Source organism: Geobacter sp. PheSNFMC, assembly GCF_059620965.1.
Window position 1 is genome coordinate 1 of the sequence record NZ_JCAMRN010000006.1, and the last position, 18,411, is coordinate 18,411.

Annotated in this window: 19 protein-coding genes and 3 tRNA genes; all 22 read left to right on the forward strand. The window is 57.4% G+C overall.

Translation table 11 applies throughout. The features are described 5' to 3' along the window. A partial coding sequence (locus AC6CDK_RS02195; RefSeq protein ID WP_496639701.1) for a DALR anticodon-binding domain-containing protein occupies window positions 1-198 on the forward strand: 198 nt, incomplete at its 5' end. Between the two features lie 14 nt (window positions 199-212). Further along, a complete protein-coding gene (locus AC6CDK_RS02200; protein WP_039644426.1) occupies window positions 213-995 on the forward strand; it encodes an SPOR domain-containing protein in 783 nt (260 codons plus the stop codon). Window positions 996-1,057: 62 nt separating this feature from the next. Continuing rightward, window positions 1,058-1,134: transfer RNA gene (locus AC6CDK_RS02205), tRNA-Met, on the forward strand. A 50-nt stretch (window positions 1,135-1,184) separates the two neighbouring features. Beyond that, window positions 1,185-1,261: transfer RNA gene (locus tag AC6CDK_RS02210), tRNA-Met, on the forward strand. 75 nt (window positions 1,262-1,336) lie between these two features. Further along, window positions 1,337-2,752, forward strand: a complete 1,416-nt coding sequence (gene tilS / locus AC6CDK_RS02215) for a tRNA lysidine(34) synthetase TilS (RefSeq protein WP_192905645.1) — start codon at window positions 1,337-1,339, stop codon at window positions 2,750-2,752. A gap of 123 nt (window positions 2,753-2,875) precedes the next feature. After that, window positions 2,876-4,708 carry an ATP-dependent zinc metalloprotease FtsH gene (ftsH, locus tag AC6CDK_RS02220; RefSeq protein WP_318842692.1) on the forward strand — a complete coding sequence of 611 codons (1,833 nt, stop codon included), beginning with the start codon at window positions 2,876-2,878 and terminating at the stop codon, window positions 4,706-4,708. Continuing rightward, window positions 4,705-5,616 (forward strand): dihydropteroate synthase, encoded by a 912-nt coding sequence (gene folP, locus AC6CDK_RS02225; protein ID WP_192905643.1) that lies wholly within the window; start codon window positions 4,705-4,707, stop codon window positions 5,614-5,616. The genes ftsH and folP overlap by 4 nt, the downstream gene beginning before the upstream one ends. A gap of 51 nt (window positions 5,617-5,667) precedes the next feature. Continuing rightward, window positions 5,668-6,453 carry a diadenylate cyclase CdaA gene (gene cdaA / locus AC6CDK_RS02230; protein WP_496639702.1) on the forward strand — a complete coding sequence of 262 codons (786 nt, stop codon included), beginning with the start codon at window positions 5,668-5,670 and terminating at the stop codon, window positions 6,451-6,453. Continuing rightward, a complete protein-coding gene (locus AC6CDK_RS02235; protein ID WP_010942451.1) occupies window positions 6,450-6,866 on the forward strand; it encodes a CdaR family protein in 417 nt (138 codons plus the stop codon). Before cdaA ends, AC6CDK_RS02235 begins: the two co-directional genes overlap by 4 nt. A 4-nt stretch (window positions 6,867-6,870) precedes the next feature. Next, window positions 6,871-8,226, forward strand: a complete 1,356-nt coding sequence (glmM, locus tag AC6CDK_RS02240; protein WP_014551651.1) for a phosphoglucosamine mutase — start codon at window positions 6,871-6,873, stop codon at window positions 8,224-8,226. Continuing rightward, window positions 8,227-8,946: a pyridoxine 5'-phosphate synthase gene (locus AC6CDK_RS02245; RefSeq protein ID WP_010942449.1), complete on the forward strand. Its 720-nt coding sequence runs from the start codon at window positions 8,227-8,229 to the stop codon at window positions 8,944-8,946. Further along, on the forward strand, window positions 8,943-9,323 hold the full coding sequence (locus AC6CDK_RS02250; RefSeq protein WP_010942448.1) for a holo-[acyl-carrier-protein] synthase: 381 nt from the start codon (window positions 8,943-8,945) through the stop codon (window positions 9,321-9,323). Before AC6CDK_RS02245 ends, AC6CDK_RS02250 begins: the two co-directional genes overlap by 4 nt. Next, on the forward strand, window positions 9,320-10,879 hold the full coding sequence (locus AC6CDK_RS02255; protein ID WP_010942447.1) for a bifunctional ADP-dependent NAD(P)H-hydrate dehydratase/NAD(P)H-hydrate epimerase: 1,560 nt from the start codon (window positions 9,320-9,322) through the stop codon (window positions 10,877-10,879). Before AC6CDK_RS02250 ends, AC6CDK_RS02255 begins: the two co-directional genes overlap by 4 nt. Continuing rightward, entirely contained in the window at window positions 10,879-11,328 is a 450-nt protein-coding gene (locus AC6CDK_RS02260; RefSeq protein ID WP_010942446.1) for a CBS domain-containing protein, read from the forward strand. The genes AC6CDK_RS02255 and AC6CDK_RS02260 overlap by 1 nt, the downstream gene beginning before the upstream one ends. Before the next feature lie 5 nt (window positions 11,329-11,333). Continuing rightward, window positions 11,334-11,819, forward strand: a complete 486-nt coding sequence (gene tsaE / locus AC6CDK_RS02265) for a tRNA (adenosine(37)-N6)-threonylcarbamoyltransferase complex ATPase subunit type 1 TsaE (protein WP_010942445.1) — start codon at window positions 11,334-11,336, stop codon at window positions 11,817-11,819. Window positions 11,820-11,895: 76 nt separating this feature from the next. Then, a complete protein-coding gene (locus AC6CDK_RS02270; RefSeq protein ID WP_192905642.1) occupies window positions 11,896-13,113 on the forward strand; it encodes an aspartate kinase in 1,218 nt (405 codons plus the stop codon). Window positions 13,114-13,230: 117 nt separating this feature from the next. Then, the gene (gene cimA, locus AC6CDK_RS02275) at window positions 13,231-14,817 is read left to right on the forward strand and encodes a citramalate synthase (protein WP_039644447.1); all 1,587 of its coding nucleotides are present in this window, start codon (window positions 13,231-13,233) and stop codon (window positions 14,815-14,817) included. Further along, complete coding sequence (locus AC6CDK_RS02280) at window positions 14,814-15,401, forward strand: ComEA family DNA-binding protein (RefSeq protein ID WP_192905641.1); 588 nt, start codon at window positions 14,814-14,816, stop codon at window positions 15,399-15,401. Before cimA ends, AC6CDK_RS02280 begins: the two co-directional genes overlap by 4 nt. Window positions 15,402-15,836: 435 nt before the next feature. Then, window positions 15,837-16,937, forward strand: a complete 1,101-nt coding sequence (locus AC6CDK_RS02285) for a DHH family phosphoesterase (protein WP_039644448.1) — start codon at window positions 15,837-15,839, stop codon at window positions 16,935-16,937. A 32-nt stretch (window positions 16,938-16,969) separates the two neighbouring features. Beyond that, complete coding sequence (gene rph / locus AC6CDK_RS02290; RefSeq protein ID WP_039644450.1) at window positions 16,970-17,686, forward strand: ribonuclease PH; 717 nt, start codon at window positions 16,970-16,972, stop codon at window positions 17,684-17,686. Next, complete coding sequence (locus AC6CDK_RS02295) at window positions 17,683-18,282, forward strand: XTP/dITP diphosphatase (protein WP_066357370.1); 600 nt, start codon at window positions 17,683-17,685, stop codon at window positions 18,280-18,282. The genes rph and AC6CDK_RS02295 overlap by 4 nt, the downstream gene beginning before the upstream one ends. Before the next feature lie 47 nt (window positions 18,283-18,329). Beyond that, a tRNA-Pro gene (locus tag AC6CDK_RS02300) sits at window positions 18,330-18,407 on the forward strand. The last annotated feature ends 4 nt before the right edge of the window (window positions 18,408-18,411 follow it).

Sequence of the window (18,411 nt, forward strand, 5' to 3'; positions counted from 1 at the left end):
CTCAATTTCGAACCCCACCGGATTACCTACTACCTGCAGGAACTGGCCGGTGCTTTCCATTCGTTCTATAACAAGAACCGGGTCATTACCGAAGATGCAGACCTGACCGGCGCGCGCCTGCTTCTGCTGCACAGCACGGCAACCGTGATCAGAAACGGCCTCGAGCTTCTGGGTGTGTCTGCTCCCGAGAAGATGTAGCGGAGCGCGGTCAGATGGTTCTTGATTATCGCGAACGAAAGACGGTCAGTAAAAACCGTCCCAAATCAAAGCCGATAGGACTCCTCGCGTGTGCCTTCCTGCTCGTGGCACTGATTTCCTTTGCCCTCGGCGTGCTGGTCGATCGTTTTCTTCTCCCCCCCCGGGACGTGCAGATGGAAGCGCCGTCGACACCTCTTCGGAATGCGGATACGCCGAAGGCTCCCTCTGCCCAGGCCCAGCCCGGTGAAGGAAATCCCCCTGTGGTGTCCACTCCTCCCCGCCCGGCGGGAGAGCCTTCGCTTACGTTCTACGAGACGCTGCCCAAGGGAGGAAAGGCCATTCTGGGGAGCGGCATCAACCTTAGGAAGGATGAGGCGCCACCGAAGAGTCCTGCGGTATCCCCTGCGGCCAAGGAACAGGGGGGAGGAGCCCAGAAGCCCACGCCCAATCCTCCCGAAGCAAGGGGAGGGGAAGCGCGGCGCAACGACGAGCCGTCACCCGCAGTGGGTGCCTCGGCCAAGAACACCGCACCTGAAGCAATGGCTCAGCCGTCTCAGCCGGCATCTGCGGCGAAGGAGACCTATTCTGTTCAGGTTGCCTCTTCCAAGGAGCGCAAGGATGCTGACGCAATCAGGGCCAAGCTTGCTGAGAAGGGATATTCGGCCTATGTCACCGAATCGACCATTTCCGGCAAGGGTACCTGGTATCGCGTCAGAGTGGGCCGGAAGCTGGACCAGTCCGCCGCAAGCAATCTTGCCGAGATGCTTGGCAAGGGAGCGATTCTGGTGCCGGAATGATTAAAGTTAAAATTTGCGATTGACAGCCTTGGATCAGCTGTGGTACATATTGGTTCTCACGACGCGGGGTGGAGCAGTCTGGTAGCTCGTCGGGCTCATAACCCGAAGGTCAGAGGTTCAAATCCTCTCCCCGCAACCAAACAAACAAAGGCGAATCGCTTGCTGGCGGTTCGCCTTTTACTACCATAAGGCGGTGTAGCTCAGCTGGTTAGAGCATACGGCTCATATCCGTAGTGTCCGGGGTTCAAGTCCCTGCACCGCCACCATTAACGATAACCCCTCCGGCTTGGAGGGGTTTTTTGTTTTGTGTTCACGTTCAGGTTTGACGCGAGATTCGGTTTATGAAAGCACTATCCCCGGTTGATGCGGCTTTGAAAAAAGTACGTGCGTTTATCGCTGAACACGGGATGTTCCGTCCGGGCGACAGGGTTGTCGTGGCCGTATCGGGCGGCGCCGACTCGGTTGCACTGCTGGATATCCTCACCGCCCTCAAGGAGTTGCGGCTTGAGTTGGTTGTCGCACACCTGAACCATGAGCTGCGCGGAGCAGAATCTGACGAGGATGAGCGGTTCGCAGGGCAATGCGCTCAGGCATACGCCCTGCCGTTCGTGAGCCGGGGCGAGCAGGTAACGGCGATGGCCGAGCGGGAACGACTGTCCCTTGAAGATGCTGGACGCCGGGCGAGGTATGCATTTTTTGATGACGTTGCTGCTGCTTGGGGAGCCCGAACCGTTGCTCTGGCCCACCATGCGGATGACCAGGCGGAAACGCTGCTCATGCGGCTCGTTAGAGGGGCGGGGGGGCCGGGGTTGTCTGCCATGCGCCCCGTCAGGGCTGGCGGGAACTATGTGAGACCCCTCCTTGTGCTTGACCGGCAGGAAATCGAAGCCTATCTCGATGAACGGGGACTGGCGTTCCGCCAGGATCGAACCAACACCGACGTGGCCTTTCTGCGTAACCGTATCCGGCACGAACTCGTTCCCTATCTCGATCGACTGAACCCGGGCGCCGCTTCCCGGCTTGCCAGAACAGCCGAATTGCTTGCCGATGACGAAGCGTTGCTGGGCCGGCTTGTCGAAGAGGCATCGGCGCGGCATGTTAACGTGACGGAGCAGGGTGGCGCGATCTGCGCCGTCGACGCCCTGCGCCGGGAGCCGCGCGGGCTTCGGCGCAGGCTGTACCGCAAGGCGATCGCGCTGGCCAAGGGTGATCTCGCGCGGATAGGCTTTGACCATGTGGATGCGATAGATCGTCTCGTGTTGTCAGAGAATCCATCCGGCCGGCTCCATCTGCCGGAAGAAACCCTGGTAACCCGCTCCTACGACGAGATTACCTTTGTCCGGAGAACGACTGACATCCCTCCGCTTCAGGATCTGCGAATCGGCGGCCCCGGCTGCTGGCCGCTGTCCGGCGGAGGGGAGCTCGTTGTCGAAATTGCCACGGATCCTCCGCCGTGGGGTGAGCTTCCTGCTACCGAGTCCTGGTTCGATCTGGAGCAGGCCCCGTTTCCCTGGCTTGTCCGTGGATGGAGGCCCGGCGACCGCATGACTCCCCTCGGTATGGCAGGAGAGAAGAAGGTTAAGGACATCTTTATCGACGCAAAGGTGCCCCGCGAACTCCGCCAAAGTGTCCCGCTCGTGTTCAGTGGAGATTCCCTGCTCTGGATCTGTGGTTGTCGTCGTGGAGAACCGGCGAGGATAACAGCCGGCAGTCGAGCGATGGTCGTTGCGCGGATACGCGGCAGGCGCCTGAAGTGACCTGAAATCGCTTGTCAACCCGTTCCTTCTATGATAGCTTTTTTCAATTAGTGGTCTGAAACCAGCAACCATCAGCGTTCGTGGGCGTTCGTGCACTGCCCGAACCACATCATGGGGGTACCCTTGAACCAGTTCTACAAGAACCTTGCGCTCTGGCTCGTCATAAGCCTTATGATGATCCTCCTCTTCAACCTCTTCAACAAGCCGCGCACCACCCAGGAACGGCTCGGCTACAGCGACTTCATTGCTGCGGTTGATGCGGGGAAGGTCAGCACGGTTACGGTCCAGGGGAACGAGATCATCGGCAAGTATTCCGACGGCAAGGAATTCCGCAGCTACAAGCCGACAGATGCCATGCTCTCCGAAAAGCTTCTGGAGAAGAAGATCAATGTCTCTGCCAAGCCCGAGGAAGAGAAGGTCTCGTGGTTCTCCATCTTCATCTCCTGGTTCCCGCTCCTTTTTCTGGTGGGGGTCTGGATTTTCTTCATGCGCCAGATGCAGGGAGGGGGTGGCAAGGCCATGGCATTCGGCAAGAGCCGCGCGAAGCTTCTGACAGAAGCCCAGGGGCGCGTGACCTTCGAAGACGTGGCCGGTGTAGACGAAGCAAAGGAAGAACTGGAAGAAATCATCCAGTTTCTGAAGGATCCCAAGAAATTCACCAAGCTAGGAGGCCGCATCCCCAAAGGCGTTCTGCTCGTGGGGCCTCCCGGTACGGGCAAGACGCTCCTTGCCCGGGCCGTTGCCGGCGAGGCGGGAGTTCCCTTCTTCTCCATTTCGGGTTCCGACTTTGTGGAAATGTTCGTGGGGGTCGGTGCGAGCCGGGTCCGCGATCTTTTCGTCCAGGGAAAGAAGAATGCGCCCTGCATCATCTTCATTGACGAGATCGATGCGGTCGGACGCCATCGGGGTGCGGGACTCGGCGGCGGCCATGACGAGCGGGAACAGACACTGAACCAGTTGCTGGTCGAGATGGACGGCTTCGAATCCAATGAAGGGGTCATTCTCATTGCGGCCACAAACCGGCCCGATGTCCTCGATCCGGCACTCCTGCGTCCGGGCCGGTTCGACCGCCAGGTTGTCGTTCCCCAGCCCGACGTGAAGGGGCGGGAGATGATCCTGAAGGTCCACACCAAAAAGACTCCGCTTGCTTCCGATGTGGACCTGGGAGTAATCGCCCGCGGCACGCCCGGATTCTCGGGGGCGGATCTGTCCAACGTGGTGAACGAGGCTGCTCTGCTGGCAGCGCGTAAGGACAAGAACTCCGTCGAGATGAAGGACTTCGACGACGCCAAGGACAAAGTCCTCATGGGTGTCGAACGGCGTAGCATGGTGATTTCGGAGGAAGAGAAGAAAAATACCGCATATCATGAAGCGGGCCACACCCTCGTTGCCAAGCTGATCCCCGGCACCGATCCGGTGCACAAGGTATCCATTATCCCGCGTGGACGGGCGCTTGGCGTTACCATGCAACTGCCTATCGAGGACAAGCACAGCTATAACAAGGAGTCGCTCCTGAACCGGATCGCGGTGCTCATGGGAGGCCGGGCTGCCGAAGAGATCATCTTCAATGAGCTTACCACGGGCGCCGGTAACGACATTGAACGTGCAACGGAGATCGCACGCAAGATGGTGTGCGAATGGGGTATGAGCGAAAAGATGGGGCCGGTCACCTTCGGTAAGAAGGAGGAGTCGATCTTCCTTGGCCGTGACATGTCCATGCACAAGAACTACAGTGAAGCGACGGCGGTGGAAATCGACGAGGAGATTCGTAAAATCATCGACGGCAGCTACTCGCGGGTCAAGCAGCTCCTGAATGAGAATCTGAGCGTGCTCCACTGTCTGGCAACACAGCTTATCGAGAAAGAGAACCTGACCGGCGACGAAGTTGACCGGATCATCAAGGATGACTGCGCGGCCAGCCGCGCTGCAGTCGAAGAGGCCCCCGTGGCTCCATGACTCCATTGACTGCCCAATGCTCCGGAACCTTACTTTGCGCGGAGCACGCCACCGGACAGCACCATGCCGGGGTATGGCGACTGCGTAGCCGGCGCATTGACCTTACATCCCGTCCTTGTATCATGGGGGTCCTTAACGTGACCCCCGATTCATTTTCTGACGGCAATTGCTACCTGGACCCCGCTGCGGCGGAAGATCGGGCTCTTGCCATGGTGGCTGAAGGGGCAGATATTGTTGATATCGGCGGTGAAAGCACCCGCCCAGGTGCACCTTCGGTCAGCGAAGCTGAAGAAATGCAACGGGTGGTGCCTCTTGTGGAGCGCCTTGCCGCAAAACTGCCGGTTCCTCTTTCCGTCGATACCTACAAGGCTGCTGTAGCCCGCGAGGCTCTTGCCGCCGGCGCAGAGGTCATCAACGATATCAGCGGCCTGACCTTTGACCCGGGCATGGCGACCACCGTGGCCGAGGCCCGGGCGGGACTCGTGGTCATGCACACACGCGGCACCCCGGCGATGATGCAGCGCGATACGGCCTATGACGATCTGATTGCCGAAGTGCTCGGATCGCTGCGCTACTCTATGGGGCGCGCACAGGCGGCGGGAATCCCCAATGAGCAGATCGTAGTGGATCCGGGCATCTGTTTCGGCAAAAGCGTTGACGGGAATCTGGAAATTCTCCGGCGTCTTGCGGAGTTTGCCAGCCTGGGACGGCCCATACTCGTCGGTACTTCCCGCAAGTCGTTCATAGGCGCCGTTCTTGACAGGGAGGTAGCAGATCGCCTGTTCGGAACCGCCGCCACGGTGGCGGTGGCCGTGGCAAACGGCGCCTCCATACTGAGAGTTCATGATGTTCGGGCCATGCGGGATGTGGCCCTGATGACCCGGGCGATTCTTGCTCCGCGACGCTGATCACACCCCATTTACCGTACTGATTCAGCCCACCCCTGTCAGGTGACGACGATGACCGAGCCACTCCAGATCTTCGGTTGGCGCGACGCAATCGATCTCGCGATTGTGGCATGGATCATTTATCGCCTGATCATCATGCTCAGGGGACGGGTCGCCAACCGTCTTCTGCTAGTCCTGGCCTTTCTCGCGGCGCTGTACTCCCTGTCGCGGCTCGCGGGATTCGAGGCGTTTCACTGGATCGTCGGATCCCTGTTCAGCTCACTGATCCTTATTCTCGTCATCCTCTTCCAGCATGACATCCGGAGGGCGTTGGTGACGCACGGCAAGCATCGCCATGCCCTCACGGAAGACCGGGACGAGCAGGAGGAGCGAGACCATGCCTCACTGATTGTCGGTGAATTGATCGCCGCCGCTACATCGCTTTCCTCCCGCCGGATAGGAGCCCTGATCGTCATCGAACGCGAAATGGGTGTCATGAGTCATGTTGAAACCGGCACCGAAGTTGATGCCAAGATTACGAGCGAAATTCTTACATCCATTTTTCTTCCCTATTCTCCTATTCACGATGGTGCAGTGATCATCCGGCGCGGCAAGCTGACGCGGGCCGGGTGTTTTCTGCCCCTTTCGCAGGACCCGACCATCAACAAAAACCTGGGGACCCGCCACCGGGCCGCTCTTGGTCTCACAGAATTGGTGGACTGCGTCGTTCTGGTAGTTTCCGAGGAAACGGGAACCATATCCGTGGCTGTGGGGGGAAGAATCATTTCTGTCAGCGATGCTGCGAGTCTGCGGAAAATTCTTAAAAAGCTCCTTGAACCCAGGTGGCTTACTGAATGAACGTGACGGATCTTGTGAAAAACTGGGATGTCAAGCTCCTCTCGCTAGTCCTCGCCGTCAGCCTCTGGCTCGGTGTTGCCGGGGGGAGGGAAGGGGAGCTTGTCATGCGGGTCCCACTTGAGCTTCGCAACGTTGCCACCGGCTATACCGTGGCAGATAAAGGCCCCGGGGAGTTGGTCGTCACCCTTAACGGACCGAATATTCTTTTGTTGAAGCTCCGTGACGAAAAGATTATCATGCCGCTCGACATGACGGGGGTCGGGGCGGGTACTGTCCTGTTCACCGGTTTTGAGGCCCGCCTGTCTGTTCCCTCCAAAGTTCGGGTGACGCGAGTATACCCAGCTGAAATTTCGGTCCGGGTGGAGCAGTCGCCCGCACGGCCTGAATCCCCCAAGACACATGAAAGCAGGTGAAGCGATGAAGAAATTATTCGGAACGGACGGTGTCCGCGGTGTTGCCAATGTCTACCCAATGACCACGGAAATGGCCATGCAGATCGGCCGGGCTGCAGCCTATCTGTTCAAGGACGGTAATCGCCGTCATCGTATCGTGATCGGCAAAGACACGCGCCTGTCCGGTTACATGCTGGAAAATGCCCTGGTGGCCGGCATCTGCTCCATGGGGGTCGACGTCCTTGTGGTCGGCCCTCTTCCCACGCCGGGAATTGCAAATATCACCTCCTCCATGCGGGCCGATGCAGGGGTTGTCATTTCTGCTTCACACAACCCCTTTCAGGATAACGGCATCAAGTTTTTTTCCCGCGATGGGTTCAAATTGCCCGACGAAATGGAGCTCAAAATCGAGGATCTCATTTTTTCCGGGAAAATCGACTCGCTCCGTCCGGTGGCCACCGAGGTGGGCAAGGCCTACCGGATCGATGACGCAGTGGGGCGGTATGTGGTGTTTCTGAAGAACAGCTTTCCCAAGGACCTCGATCTTGCGGGGATGAAGATCGTCCTCGACTGTGCCAATGGTGCCGCCTACAAGGTTGCGCCGGCCGTTCTTGAGGAGCTGGGCGCCGAGGTCATCCCTTATGGCGTCAAGCCTAACGGAACCAATATCAATGCCGGTTGCGGCTCCCTCTATCCGCAGGTCATCAGCGAAGCGGTCAAAGAGCACCGGGCAGACCTCGGCATTGCCCTTGACGGTGACGCCGACCGGGTCATCTTCGTGGACGAGTTCGGCAACGAGGTGGACGGCGATCACATCATGGCCATCTGCGCTACTCAGATGTTGAAACAGAAAAAACTGCGCAAGAACACACTGGTAGCAACGGTCATGAGCAATATGGGCCTCGATATCGCAGTGAAGCGGGCCGGCGGAAAAGTAGTCAAAACTGCGGTTGGAGATCGCTACGTGGTGGAGGAGATGATCAAGGGGGGGTACAATCTTGGCGGGGAGCAGTCGGGGCACATGATTTTCCTCGACCACAACACCACCGGCGACGGCGTCCTGTCTGCCCTCCAGGTGTTGGCCACCATGCGCCGGGCCGACAAGAGTCTCTCCGAACTGGCGGAGGTCATGATTCCGTTGCCCCAGGTGCTGGTCAACGTGCGGGTCAAGGAGAAGAAGGACATAACAACCATTCCGGAAGTGGCGTTGCTCATCGGAGATATAGAGAAAAAGCTCGGCGACGAGGGACGCATCCTTATCCGCTATTCGGGTACCGAACCGCTGTTGCGTATTATGCTCGAAGGCCAGGACAAATATCAGATAACCGGGTGGGCAAAGGAAATTGCCGATCTGGTCGAGAAGAAGATCGGAGGGAAGTAGGTGGCAAAGCTCGGAGTCAACATTGATCATGTAGCAACAATCCGCCAAGCCCGGGGCGGCGTTGAGCCCGACCCGGTGGCGGCCGCCGCCATTGCCGAGTTCGCCGGTGCCGACGGGATAACGGTGCACCTGCGCGAGGACCGGCGGCATATTCAGGACCGGGACCTGCGTCTGCTCCGTCAGACCGTTAAGACGAAGCTCAATCTGGAAATGGCCGCCACCGACGAGATGGTGGGTATAGCTTTGTCGGTCAAACCCGACATGTGCACCCTGGTACCGGAGCGACGCCAGGAGCTTACCACTGAGGGGGGGCTTGATGTGAGAGTCGGCATGCAGGCGCTTGCCGATGCCATTGGACGCCTTCAGGACGGCGGCATTGTAGTGAGTTTGTTCATTGATCCCGATGCGGATCAGGTTAAGGCATCCAGCAAGGTGGGGGCCGACTACATCGAAATCCACACCGGAACCTTTGCCGAGGCACGGGAGTGGAAAAAGGAGCAGGCCGAACTTGAGCGCATCGAAAACGCCATCAAGCTCGGCACAAAGCTCGGGCTCGGCATCAATGCCGGGCATGGCCTCAATTATACCAATGTTCGCAAAGTCGCGGCCCTCGGAGGTATCGAGGAATTCAACATCGGACATTCCATAATCTCACGCGCAGTGTTTACCGGGCTCGACCGTGCCGTGCGGGACATGGTAGACCTCGTCAAGTACGCATGATTTTCGGTACCGGCATCGATATCGTCGACATTACCCGTTTCGACCGCCTGGTCGAAGAAGGGAACGTGCGTCTCTTCGAGCGGCTCTTTACGCCTCATGAAATGGAGTACTGTGCCGGCAAGGCCCGGAGCTCCCAGCACTATGCCCTGCGGTTCGCGGCCAAGGAGGCGTTTCTCAAGGCCTGCGGTCTCGGCCTGCGTGAAGGGATGACCTGGCATGACGTGGAGGTCGTCAATGATACTCTCGGTAAGCCCGAGCTCAAGCTCCACGGCAAGGCCCTGAAGCTGGCCACCGACCTGAGCCTCAGTCGGACTTTCGTTTCCCTTTCCCACGACGGAGCATACGCCGTCGCCCTAGTTGTGCTGGAGCGCCCATGAAGGTGGTGAGCGGCGAAACCATGCAGCGGATGGACCGTCGCGCCATCGACGAGTTCGGTATCCCCGGCCTTGTCCTCATGGAAAACGCCGGCCGCGGATGTGCCGACGCCATCAGAGAGATGTTCGGCCGCGACGGCTGCATACCGGTCCTTGTGGTCGCGGGCAAGGGTAACAACGGCGGCGACGGCTATGTGATCGCTCGACTGCTGGCTGGGGAAGGGTGGCCGGTGCATACGGTTGTGCTTGCCCGTAAGGACGAAATTGGCGGTGATGCCCGCGAGAATCTGGACCGCCTCGACCCGTCGACGGTTTCTTACCTCCCTGCAGGGGGAACTCTTTCGTCCCTTACGGCTAGGCTCGACGCTGCGGCATTGGTGGTGGATGCCCTGCTGGGGACAGGGCTGAAGAACGAGGTACAGGGCGCGTATGCCGAAGCGATCAGGCACATCGCAGCTTCAGCTCGGCCGGTTGTCTCGGTCGACATCCCGTCGGGTATCGACGCCGCAACGGGCAAGGTGCTCGGGGTTGCGGTCACGGCCAGTCTGACGGTAACCTTCGCCCTTGCAAAATACGGACACGTTCTTTATCCGGGGGCGCTGCACTGCGGCCGGCTGAGAGTTGTCAATATCGGTATTCCGGAGTCAGTCGCCCGGGAAGCGGACGGCATTCTCTACGTTGACGCGGCTGAGGCGGCAGCAGTGGTTAAGCGGCGGGACCCATGCTCCCACAAGGGGAGCTTCGGGCACAGCCTCGTTATAGCCGGGTCTGTCGGGAAGACGGGAGCCGCGGCAATGGCCGCGAACAGCGCCGTTCGAAGCGGAGCAGGCCTCGTTTCGCTGGCAGTTCCGGCAAGCCTTAATGCAATTCTCGAGTTAAAGACCACCGAGGCTATGACAATCCCGCTGGCTGACGGTGGGGTCGGTTTCCTCGGGGATGAGTCACTTGTTCCGCTGAGGGACGCGATTCGAGGCCGGGATGCGATAGCCCTTGGTCCCGGCCTGTCGTGGCAGCCAGCTACTGCCGCCCTTGTGCGGCACCTGCTGGCTGATATTATGGTGCCCCTCGTCCTTGACGCCGATGGCCTCAATGCAATTTCCGAGCAGACCGAACTCTTGAAGGGCGCGCGCCCCGACACCGTTGTCCTCACGCCCCATCCTGGGGAGATGGCGCGTCTTGCGGGAACCACCACTGCGGCGGTCGAAGCGGACCGTATCGGCGTTGCGCGAGACTTTGCCGCACAGTTCGGCGTCTATCTTATCCTCAAGGGCGCACGGTCCGTCATCGCGGCGCCCGATGGGCGCATCGCCCTCAACGGCAGCGGCAATCCGGGCATGGCCTCGGGGGGGATGGGGGATGTGCTCACTGGTGTTGTCACGGCACTCCTTGGACAGGGGTACGAACCATTCGACGCCTGCATACTGGGTGCTTTCGTTCACGGTCATGCCGCTGACCTGGTTGCTGCGGACAAGGGCGAGACAGGCATGTCCGCTCTCGATGTCCAGGAGCGGCTACCCTATGCATTCAATTCACTGATCCGTTTGAAGGGAGAACAATAATGAAGACTGTGCGCGACATAATGACAACCAACGTTGTTACAGCCAGGCGTGAGACCACCATACGGGAGCTTGCCGAGCTTTTTTCGAAATACCGGATCGGGAGTATCCCCGTTGTCGACGAAGCGGGCAACCTGGCGGGCATCGTCACCGAGTCCGACTTGATTGAGCAGGACAAAAGCCTGCACATTCCGACGGTCATATCGCTTTTCGATTGGGTTATCTATCTGGAAAGTGCCAAGAAGTTTGAACGGGAGATCCAGAAGGTAACCGGCCAGACCGCCGGAGATATCTATACCACCGAGGTTGAGAGCGTGACGCCGGAAACCCCGGTGAGCACGGTCGCTGATATCATGGCCAACAAAAAGCTCCACACGCTTCCGGTGGTTGAAGGGAAGAAGCTCGTGGGAATTGTCTCCCGTATTGATCTCATCAGAACCATGGTGGGGTAGGACGCGTGGTGTTTAATGTCACTTCGCGGTGCGAGGAGGAGACCGAGCGACTCGGGGAACTTCTGGGCAGAGAGCTGTCAGCCGGGGCATTCGTTGCCCTGGCGGGGGAGTTGGGAAGCGGAAAAACCCGGTTTGCCCGCGGAGTGGCGCGCGGACTCGGCGTTGCTGAAACGGTCCCCATAACCAGCCCGACCTTTACCCTCCTCAATGAATACCGAGGCCGTATTCCCCTCTACCATTTCGATCTGTACCGGCTGGGCGGCGTTGACGACGCAGCGGCTCTCGGTTTCGACGAATACTTCCATGGAACAGGTGTTTGTCTCGTGGAATGGGCCGAACGTCTGGGTGATGATCTGCCTGTGGAGCGGATTGACATCACCTTTCGACACGAGGATGAAACCATCCGTCTTCTGGAGTTCGTTCCTTACGGCATAACCTATGAAGCTTTATTAAAAAAATGTTTTGACCACTGGTCTGATTCCTGCTATTAAGTGACGACCTGCGGTCGTGTCCTGTATACAAACTGCAGTATGACACATATGATCCAGAGCAAAGGAGGAACGGTAGATGGCACTGGTGGTCCAGAAATACGGCGGCACCTCGATGGGGTCCATCGAGCGCATCCGCAATGTTGCCAAACGGGTCGCCAAGACCTATGACGCCGGAAACGATATGGTTGTTGTCGTTTCCGCCATGTCGGGAGAAACCAACAAGCTCGTGGCCCTCGCCAATGAGATTTGCGAATTCCCGGATACCCGCGAATATGATGTGCTGGTGGCGTCGGGCGAGCAGGTCTCCATAGCTCTCCTTGCCATGTGCCTCAAGTCGATGGGCTACAAGGCCAAGTCATATCATGGCTGGCAGATACCCATTATCACTGACAGCGCTTTCAGCAAGGCTCGAATCGAGAGCATCGACGACACCAAGGTGCGCGCTGACCTTAAAGACGGTTCCATTGTCATTGTCGCCGGTTTCCAGGGCGTCGACAAAGATGGCAATATCACTACTCTGGGCCGTGGTGGCTCCGATACCTCGGCGGTTGCCGTAGCTGCCGCCTTCAAAGCGGATGTGTGCGAGATTTTCACCGACGTGGACGGCGTTTATACCACTGATCCGAATATTTGCCAGGATGCCCGGAAAATTGAGAAGGTATCCTATGATGAGATGCTGGAACTCGCCTCGCTCGGGGCGAAGGTTCTTCAGATCCGTTCCGTAGAATTTGCGAAGAAATACAATGTGGACATTCATGTCCGCTCCAGCTTCAATGAAAATCCAGGGACCATGGTTACCAAGGAGGATAAGGATATGGAAGCAGTTCTCGTTTCGGGAATCGCCTACGACAAGAACGAAGCAAAAATTGCCGTGATGGGGGTACCCGACAAGCCGGGGGTTGCCGCCAAAATCCTGTCGCCCCTTTCCGAGGCCAATATATCGGTCGACATGATCGTTCAGAATGTAAGCGAGGGCGACCTGACCGACTTCACCTTCACCGTTACGAGGGCGGATTTCAAGAAGGCACTCGCCATCACCAAGGAAGTGGCCAAGGAGATCAATGCCAAGGATGTGGCGGAGGACGAAAACATATCCAAAATATCCATTGTCGGTGTCGGCATGCGGAGCCATGCGGGTGTTGCCACTCAAATGTTCCAGACCCTTGCCAAGGAAGGGATCAACATCCAGATGATCTCCACCTCTGAAATCAAGGTTTCGGTCATTGTTGACGCCAAGTACACCGAACTGGCAGTTCGGGTGCTTCACGAAGCGTTCGGACTCTCCGGCAAATAGAGAAACTTCCAGAGCGGAAGTGCGGAATTTCAAAGGCGCGGGGGAGAAAATCGATCATTCAGATTTTTTCTTCCGCGCTTTCGTACATGCGCTTCTCAGTTCCCGAAAGGTAAAAGCATGAGCCTTGTAAAACTCTACGATACCACTCTTCGCGACGGAACCCAGGCGGAGGACATTTCCTTCCTCGTGGAGGACAAAATCCGGATAGCCCATAAACTCGACGAGATAGGCGTTCACTACATCGAGGGGGGATGGCCCGGCAGCAATCCGAAGGACGTTGCTTTTTTTAAGGACATCAAGAAGGAAAAGCTCTCGCAGGCGAAAATCGCCGCGTTCGGCTCCACCCGGCGCGCAAAGGTAACCCCGGACAAGGACCACAACCTCAAGACCCTCATTCAGGCGGAACCCGATGCCTGCACCATATTCGGCAAGACGTGGGATTTCCATGTACACGAGGCCCTGCGGATATCGCTCGAGGAAAACCTTGAGTTGATTTTCGATTCGCTGGAATACCTGAAGGCGAATGTCCCCGAGGTCTTCTACGATGCCGAACACTTTTTCGACGGCTACAAGGCGAACCCGGACTACGCCATCAAGACCCTCAAGGCCGCCCAGGACGCCAAGGCCGATTGCATCGTTCTCTGCGACACCAATGGCGGAACCATGCCCTTCGAGCTCGTGGAGATCATCCGTGAGGTGCGCAGGCATATCACGGCCCCGCTCGGCATTCACACACACAATGATTCAGAGTGCGCCGTGGCCAACTCCCTCCATGCCGTCAACGAAGGAATCGTCCAGGTTCAGGGGACCATCAACGGCTTCGGTGAGCGCTGCGGCAACGCCAACCTCTGCTCAATCATCCCCGCCCTCAAGCTCAAGATGAAGCGCGAGTGCATCGGGGATGATCAACTCAGAAAGCTGCGCGACCTTTCACGGTTCGTCTATGAATTGGCCAACCTCTCGCCCAACAAGCACCAGGCATATGTGGGCAATTCGGCATTCGCCCACAAGGGCGGTGTCCACGTGTCGGCCATCCAGCGTCATCCCGAAACCTATGAGCACCTGCGCCCGGAACTGGTCGGCAACATGACGCGAGTACTCGTTTCAGACCTGTCGGGCCGTTCCAATATCCTTGCAAAGGCAGAAGAGTTCAACATCAAGATGGACAGCAAGGACCCGGTCACACTTGAAATCCTCGAGAACATCAAGGAAATGGAGAACCGGGGCTACCAGTTCGAAGGGGCGGAAGCGTCATTCGAACTCCTCATGAAGAGAGCCCTCGGCACCCACCGCAAGTTCTTCTCGGTGATCGGTTTCCGGGTAATCGACGAAAAGCGCCACGAGGACCAGAAGCCTCTTTCGGAAGCCACCATCATGGTCAAGGTTGGGGGCAAGATCGAGCACACAGCCGCTGAAGGGAATGGTCCGGTGAACGCTCTGGACAATGCCCTCCGCAAAGCACTGGAAAAGTTTTATCCGCGGCTCAAGGAAGTAAAGCTGCTGGATTACAAGGTGCGCGTATTGCCGGCGGGGCAGGGGACAGCCTCGTCCATCAGGGTGCTCATCGAGTCGGGCGACAAAGAGAGCCGCTGGGGTACGGTTGGGGTCTCTGAAAATATCGTCGATGCATCCTATCAGGCCCTTCTGGACAGCGTGGAGTACAAGCTTCACAAAAGCGAAGAGATCGAAGGCTCCAGGAAGTGAAAACCCGCACCGGGCATGTGGTGTATCTCGCCCTTGCCTTAGCGGTCATGACATTGCCATTACTTTACAAAGGCCACGGCACATCCCCTGCGGAGATTCCTGCCGTGGCCTTTGTGCGTTCAGGTGAACGACCCGTGAGCATCATCATGATAACCGGTGTCCCGGAGAGGTCAGGCGTTTATCGGATTGCTCGGGGATCCACGTGCCAGGACGTCATAAATATGACGCTTTCTCACATGCCGGTAACGTACCTTCCTACTCATATAGCAAGCCGTGTCCTCTGCGATGGCGATGTCGTGGCCATACGCAAGGGCAACGGGGAACCCTATGAAATTTCGTTGGGAACACTGGCAGTTTCTCAATTGATGCTTTTGAGAATCTCTCTTGATCCGAACCGGATGAACGTAACGGACTGGGAATTTTTACCCGGCATTGGCCCGGAGTTGGCACGGCGGATAGTGCGTGACCGTCAATATAATGGCGATTTCTCGTCTTTTGGGGAGTTGGAAAGGGTCCCGGGAATCGGTCCAAAAACACTTGAGAGAATAAAAGAGTATTTTAATGCTTACAATATATTGAAATAGTTCGGTTTTTAACAACAAATCACTCTTGCCGCATTGTGTCAACGGGGAGCTCCCTGGTTTGGCACACATGGTGAAAACAGTTAGGACACTCACGGTTATAATTCTACATGGGGGGATGACCTATGAAATGTCCTAAATGCAGAGGCCGAATGTTTGCTGAGAAGTTTTATGATTTCGTGAGATCATTTGATGCATGGAAATGCACCTGCTGCGGAGAGGTGATTGACCCGACGATCCTGGCGAACAGGGCAAAAAATCAGAATATCGTTCTCGGTTAAACAATTCTGTCAGCCTTTGGGCGACGATAAAGGAGGGGAAAGCATGCTTTCCCCTCCTTTTGTTTTGCGGCGCGGGCAGGTCCATGTAATTGTTTCGTGGTGATGTTTATTGTATGGTAAGGGACTGTCAGGCCTATGCCGACCGGGAGGCGTGGTAATGGAGAAAGAGTGGTCGCTCGCACAAACGAAAAGCTACACGGATGAAATGCTCAACTGGGTGAGGGGCAAGGGAAGGATCCTGATCGTTGTTCACGACAACCCTGATCCTGATTGTCTTGCCTCGGCCATAGCCCTGCGGCACCTATTCGTCATGAAGCTGAACAGGGACGCCACCATCGCTTTTTCCGGCATGATCGGCAGGAGCGAAAATATCGCCATGGCCAAGCAACTGCAGATACCTCTGACTCCGCTGGCACTCATAGAGTATCAGGATTTTTCCGTCACATGCATGCTCGATACCCAGCCGGGAACGGGCAATAACTCGCTCCCTCCTGACAGACGGGTTGATATCCTTATTGATCATCACCCCAGGCGGGAAGCTGGCTTGAGGTGCCGATGGGACGATATCCGCGAAGAATACGGCGTAACCGCAACCATCGTCTATGAATATCTGCAGGCCCAGAGTGTCCCCATTGGCAGCAATCTTGCCACGGCGCTGTTTTATGCGATCAAGTCGGAAACGCAGGACTTGGGTCGCGAGGCCGCCCGCCCCGACAGGGATGCCTATCTGAAGCTCTTTCCCCTGGCGAACAAAAAACTGCTCTATGAAATCACCTACCCAAAGCTTCATGTGGAATACTATCTTACAATCAACCGCGCCATTGAGCACTCGCGCATCTATGGCAATCTGCTGGCAACAAATCTCCGAGAGGTCAGTTTCCCGGAAATAGTTGCCGAGATGGCGGATTTTTTCCTCCGGCTTGAGGGGGTTGATGTGGTGATGGCCATTGGCCACTTTAACAGAGATGTGATCCTCTCTTTGCGCACCTCCCGGCACGACGTCAATGCAGGAGCGCTGATCAAGCGGCTCGTCGAGGAGAGGGGGGTTGCCGGCGGCCATGGTATGATGGCCGGAGGTAAAATCGAAGGACTCGCCGATTCCGCTGCGGAACTGGAGGAAATTGAGCAGCTTCTCGTTCGTCGTTTTCTCGATGTCTTCGCGCTGGGACATGTCCGGCCGCTCCCCTTGAGTGCCCTCAGGCGTACTGCTCTGCCCGTCCTTGCCGCTGAGATTGACAACCTGCATCACATCGTTTAAGGTACGCTCTTTCCAATTGCCAGAGGTACATCATGCGTTCAGACGGCCGCAGTTCCGCAGCACTCAGACACATCCGGATTACACGAAAGTATATCAAGCATGCCGAAGGCTCTGTACTTGTTGAATTCGGCGACACGAAAGTTTTGTGCACTGCCTCAGTGGAGGAGTCGGTGCCCCCCTTCCTGCGCGGCAAGGGGGGGGGATGGGTAACGGCAGAGTATTCCATGCTGCCGCGGGCTACCCATACGCGATCTCCTCGCGAGGCGGCCAAAGGGAAGTTGGGGGGAAGGACCCATGAGATACAGCGTCTCATCGGCCGCTCCCTGAGGGCCGTCACTGATTTGACGCTCCTTGGCGAGCGAAGCGTGCTGATTGATTGTGACGTGATACAGGCTGATGGAGGTACGCGGACAGCTTCCATTACAGGTGCCTACGTCGCCTTGGTTGACGCGTTTCGATGGCTCGTAGCGCAGGGGACTATCGCGGCCCTGCCGGTCCGGGAGGCGGTCGCCGCCGTCAGTGTCGGGATAGTCAACGGGGAAGTGTTTCTTGATCTGAACTACGTAGAGGACTCACGTGCCGATGTCGATATGAATTTTGTCATGACTTCGTCGGGCCGTTTCGTGGAAGTGCAGGGAACCGCCGAGGCTGAACCCTTCACCTGTGTCCAGATGGATGAGATGCGGTCCCTCGCCATGATTGGCATCGAGCGGCTTATGGCCATCCAACAAGAGGCACTGGAACAGTGACCCGGTTGGTAGTGGCAACCCGCAACAAGGGCAAATTGCGAGAGATTGCAGCAATTCTCAGCGGGTTACCCTTCATGCTGCTGTCGCTGGATGATTTTCCGGATTTTCCTGAAGTGGAAGAGGATGGCGCGACGTTTGAGGAGAATGCCTTGAAAAAGGCTTCAATGGCCGCCATGGTTACAGGGCTTCCAGCGCTTGCCGATGACTCGGGACTCGTTGTTGACGCACTTGGTGGAAAGCCGGGCGTTTACTCTGCCCGCTACTCGGGTGAGAGCGCCAGCGACGAAGCAAATAATACAAAGCTGTTGAGCGAGTTGGCAACAGTGCCTTACGCGGAACGCACGGCCGCCTTCCGGTGTACCATCGCCTTGTGTATTCCCGGCGGAGAGAGATACACCTTCAGCGGGGAACTGCGGGGGGTAATCCTTGATTCGCCGCGCGGCACTGGAGGGTTCGGCTATGATCCGCTCTTTTTCGTCTCTGAAAATGGAGCAACCATGGCAGAGCTCTCCCTTGAGGTCAAGAATGCCGTCAGTCACAGGGGCAAAGCTCTTGCACTTCTGAAGGGCCATCTCGGTCGGCAGGCGGGTGAATAAAAATACTTGCATGTCAGTACGGCATGTGTTAGTTATACAAATTCCAACGGGGTGTAGCGCAGCCTGGCTAGCGCACCTGCCTTGGGAGCAGGGGGTCGGAGGTTCGAATCCTCTCACCCCGACCAAGCC

Coding starts and splice junctions, on each gene's coding strand:
- cdaA (WP_496639702.1), top strand. CDS start 5,668: ATGACCGAGCCACTCCAGATCTTCGGTTGGCGCGACGCAATCGATCTC.
- AC6CDK_RS02200 (WP_039644426.1), top strand. CDS start 213: ATGGTTCTTGATTATCGCGAACGAAAGACGGTCAGTAAAAACCGTCCC.
- AC6CDK_RS02270 (WP_192905642.1), top strand. CDS start 11,896: ATGGCACTGGTGGTCCAGAAATACGGCGGCACCTCGATGGGGTCCATC.
- AC6CDK_RS02285 (WP_039644448.1), top strand. CDS start 15,837: ATGGAGAAAGAGTGGTCGCTCGCACAAACGAAAAGCTACACGGATGAA.
- AC6CDK_RS02255 (WP_010942447.1), top strand. CDS start 9,320: ATGAAGGTGGTGAGCGGCGAAACCATGCAGCGGATGGACCGTCGCGCC.
- rph (WP_039644450.1), top strand. CDS start 16,970: ATGCGTTCAGACGGCCGCAGTTCCGCAGCACTCAGACACATCCGGATT.
- AC6CDK_RS02250 (WP_010942448.1), top strand. CDS start 8,943: ATGATTTTCGGTACCGGCATCGATATCGTCGACATTACCCGTTTCGAC.
- AC6CDK_RS02235 (WP_010942451.1), top strand. CDS start 6,450: ATGAACGTGACGGATCTTGTGAAAAACTGGGATGTCAAGCTCCTCTCG.
- folP (WP_192905643.1), top strand. CDS start 4,705: ATGACTCCATTGACTGCCCAATGCTCCGGAACCTTACTTTGCGCGGAG.
- glmM (WP_014551651.1), top strand. CDS start 6,871: ATGAAGAAATTATTCGGAACGGACGGTGTCCGCGGTGTTGCCAATGTC.
- cimA (WP_039644447.1), top strand. CDS start 13,231: ATGAGCCTTGTAAAACTCTACGATACCACTCTTCGCGACGGAACCCAG.
- AC6CDK_RS02260 (WP_010942446.1), top strand. CDS start 10,879: ATGAAGACTGTGCGCGACATAATGACAACCAACGTTGTTACAGCCAGG.
- tilS (WP_192905645.1), top strand. CDS start 1,337: ATGAAAGCACTATCCCCGGTTGATGCGGCTTTGAAAAAAGTACGTGCG.